Origin of the sequence: Pseudomonas sp. GM84, assembly GCF_000282535.1 — a bacterium.
In the GTDB taxonomy this organism is placed as follows: Bacteria; Pseudomonadota; Gammaproteobacteria; order Pseudomonadales; family Pseudomonadaceae; genus Aquipseudomonas.
Window position 1 is genome coordinate 1 of the sequence record NZ_AKJC01000062.1, and the last position, 3081, is coordinate 3081.

The window sequence follows — 3081 nt, forward strand, 5'->3', positions numbered from 1 at the left end:
GGCTTGCCGGCGATGAGTCCCATGCGATGTGTGACCCATCGCCCGGCGCTCTCGTCTCTGACTGATACTGCGCGAGGTGCCCATGCACGATCCGTTTGAAGAATCCCTGCGTGACCTGCTCAAGGCGTCGCCCTCCGGTGAAGACCGTGACGATGCCGCGTGCCTGGGTCGCGTGCTCAAGACCGCCAACCGCCAGGTTGGCGCAGGTGATCTGTTCAGCCTGCTTGGCCGCTGGAGCCAGGCACTGCTGATCGCCGTGAACAATGGCTCGGCGCATGTTGCGCCTGTACGTCGTAACGCTGCCACTGGCAGCAAAGCTGATAAGGCCGATTGAATATGGAACTCGATCTCTGGACCCAGAGCCTGGTCACTGCGATGACCGCACTATGGACCAAGGTAGCGAACTTCATCCCCAACCTGTTCGGCGCGCTGGTGGTGGTGCTGCTCGGTTTCGTGGTGGCCAAGCTGCTCGATACGCTGCTGTCGAAATTGCTCGCCAAGTTCGGCCTGGACCGCCTGATGGGCGGTACCGGGCTGACCAAGATGCTGGCCCGCGCCGGCATCCAGGTGCCGATCTCGACCCTGATCGGCAAGATCGTCTACTGGTTCGTGTTGCTGATTTTCCTGGTTTCGGCCGCGGAATCGCTTGGCCTGGAGCGGGTCTCGGCGACCCTCGACATGCTTGCCCTGTACTTGCCCAAGGTATTTGGTGCCGCGTTGGTGCTGCTGGCCGGCGTACTGCTGGCGCAGATTGCCAACGGCCTGGTGCGCGGCGCCGCCGAAGGCATCGGCCTTGAATACTCGGCAGGTCTTGGGCGCATTACCCAGGGCCTGGTAATCATCATCAGCATCTCGGTGGCCATCAGCCAGCTCGAGGTCAAGACCGACCTTTTGAACCACGTAATCGTCATTGGATTGATTACCGTTGGTCTGGCCGTTGCCCTGGCGATGGGCCTCGGCAGCCGGGAAATTGCCGGGCAGATTCTGGCCGGGATCTACGTTCGCGAACTTTACCAGGTCGGCCAGCAGGTGCGGATTGGAGAGGTCGAAGGGCAAATCGAGGAAATCGGTACGGTGAAGACGACGCTGTTGACCGATGATGGCGAATTGGTGTCTCTTGCCAACCGTGTGTTGCTTGAGCAGCGTGTCAATAGCCGCTAACCGCACAAAAGCTGTTAATGTATGCCGCCGCGAAAATGGGTCCACGGGGCCCTGCGGCGACATTGACCTGACTGTCGGCCAGATCCGTTTTGAATAAAGTTCATTCGCCGCCTATGCGTTATGACCCCCGCGAGCTCACCGACGAGGAGTTGGTGTCGCGTTCGCATGAGGAGCTGTATCACGTTACCCGCGCCTATGAGGAACTCATGCGGCGCTACCAGCGGACCCTGTTCAACGTCTGTGCGCGTTACTTGGGGAACGACCGGGATGCTGACGATGTCTGTCAGGAAGTGATGCTGAAGGTGCTGTACGGGCTGAAGAACTTCGAGGGTAAGTCCAAGTTCAAGACCTGGCTCTACAGCATCACCTACAACGAGTGCATTACCCAATACCGCAAGGAGCGCCGTAAACGCCGGTTGATGGATGCCCTGAGTCTTGACCCTGTTGAAGAGGCGTCTGAAGACAAGGCACCGAAACCGGAAGAAAAGGGCGGGTTGGACAAATGGCTGGTGCATGTGAACCCGATTGACCGTGAAATTCTGGTGCTTCGATTTGTCGCAGAGCTGGAATTTCAGGAAATCGCCGATATCATGCACATGGGCCTGAGCGCTACGAAAATGCGCTACAAGCGCGCGCTAGACAAGCTTAGAGAGAAATTTTCAGGCCTTGATGAAACTTAGTCACTTGTAAATATCTCTAACCTACCGGCGAGTTCTGCTAGACTTGCCGTCGAGTTGTCCCCCGGATGTTGGTGGGACTGCTTAACTATCACCAGATGGGGATTTAACGGATGAAATTGAAAAACACCTTGGGCTTGGCCATTGGCTCGCTCGTAGCCGCTACTTCGTTTGGCGTTCTGGCTCAAGGCCAAGGCGCTGTCGAAATCGAAGGCAACGTTACCAAGCAGTACTACGACAGCGAGCGTAACTTCAAGAACGACGGCACCAATCCTGGTGTTCGCCTCGGTTACTTCCTGACTGACGACGTTTCCCTGGACCTGGGCTACAACGAGACTCACAACGCTCGTGGCGAAGTCTTCAACAAAGACATCAAAGGTTCCAAAGCCAAGCTCGACGCTACCTACCACCTCGGTACCGTAGGCGATGCAGTGCGTCCGTACGTCTCCGCTGGTTTCGCTCACGAGAGCCTGGGCCAGGCCACTCGTAGCGGCCGTGACCACTCCACCTTCGCCAACGTTGGCGCTGGCGCCAAGTGGTACATCACCGACATGTTCTTCGCCCGTGCTGGCGTTGAAGCCATGTACAACATCGACAACGGCAACACCGAGTGGGGCCCGTCCGTTGGTGTCGGTCTGAACTTCGGTGGCAGCGGTGGCAAAGTCGCTCCTGCTCCGGCTCCAGTTGCTGAAGTCTGCTCCGACAGCGACAACGATGGCGTGTGCGACAACGTCGACAAGTGCCCAGACACCCCGGCCAACGTTACCGTTGACGCCGATGGCTGCCCGGCTGTTGCCGAAGTCGTTCGCGTTGAGCTGGACGTCAAGTTCGACTTCGACAAGTCGGTCGTCAAGCCTAACAGCTACGGCGACATCAAGAACCTGGCTGACTTCATGAAGCAGTACCCACAAACCACCACCGTGGTTGAAGGTCACACTGACTCCGTCGGCCCAGACGCTTACAACCAGAAGCTGTCCGAGCGTCGTGCCAATGCTGTCAAGCAGGTTCTGACCCAGCAGTACGGCGTGGAATCCACCCGTGTTGACTCGGTTGGCTACGGCGAAACCCGTCCGGTTGCCGACAACGCCACCGAAGAAGGCCGTGCTGTCAACCGTCGCGTTGAAGCTCAGGTAGAAGCCCAGTCCAAGTAATTGGTCTGAAGCTTCAATGAAAAACCCGGCCTCGGCCGGGTTTTTCTTTGCCTGCGATTTAGTGCGGCTGCCCGGGCCCTATCGCCGGCAAG

General features: G+C 58.1%; 4 protein-coding genes. All 4 read left to right on the plus strand.

Annotation, left to right across the window (positions count from 1 at the left end; all coding sequences use genetic code 11):
• The first annotated feature begins 82 nt into the window (after positions 1 to 82).
• Positions 83 to 334: a hypothetical protein gene (locus tag PMI38_RS03695; RefSeq protein WP_008090888.1), complete on the plus strand. Its 252-nt coding sequence runs from the start codon at positions 83 to 85 to the stop codon at positions 332 to 334.
• A gap of 2 nt (positions 335 to 336) precedes the next feature.
• Positions 337 to 1161, plus strand: coding sequence for a mechanosensitive ion channel family protein (locus PMI38_RS03700; RefSeq protein WP_008090891.1), 825 nt, complete (start codon positions 337 to 339; stop codon positions 1159 to 1161).
• Positions 1162 to 1274: 113 nt separating this feature from the next.
• Positions 1275 to 1841 (plus strand): RNA polymerase sigma factor SigX, encoded by a 567-nt coding sequence (gene sigX, locus PMI38_RS03705; RefSeq protein WP_008090893.1) that lies wholly within the window; start codon positions 1275 to 1277, stop codon positions 1839 to 1841.
• A gap of 110 nt (positions 1842 to 1951) precedes the next feature.
• Positions 1952 to 2989: an OmpA family protein gene (locus PMI38_RS03710; RefSeq protein ID WP_008090894.1), complete on the plus strand. Its 1038-nt coding sequence runs from the start codon at positions 1952 to 1954 to the stop codon at positions 2987 to 2989.
• The last annotated feature ends 92 nt before the right edge of the window (positions 2990 to 3081 follow it).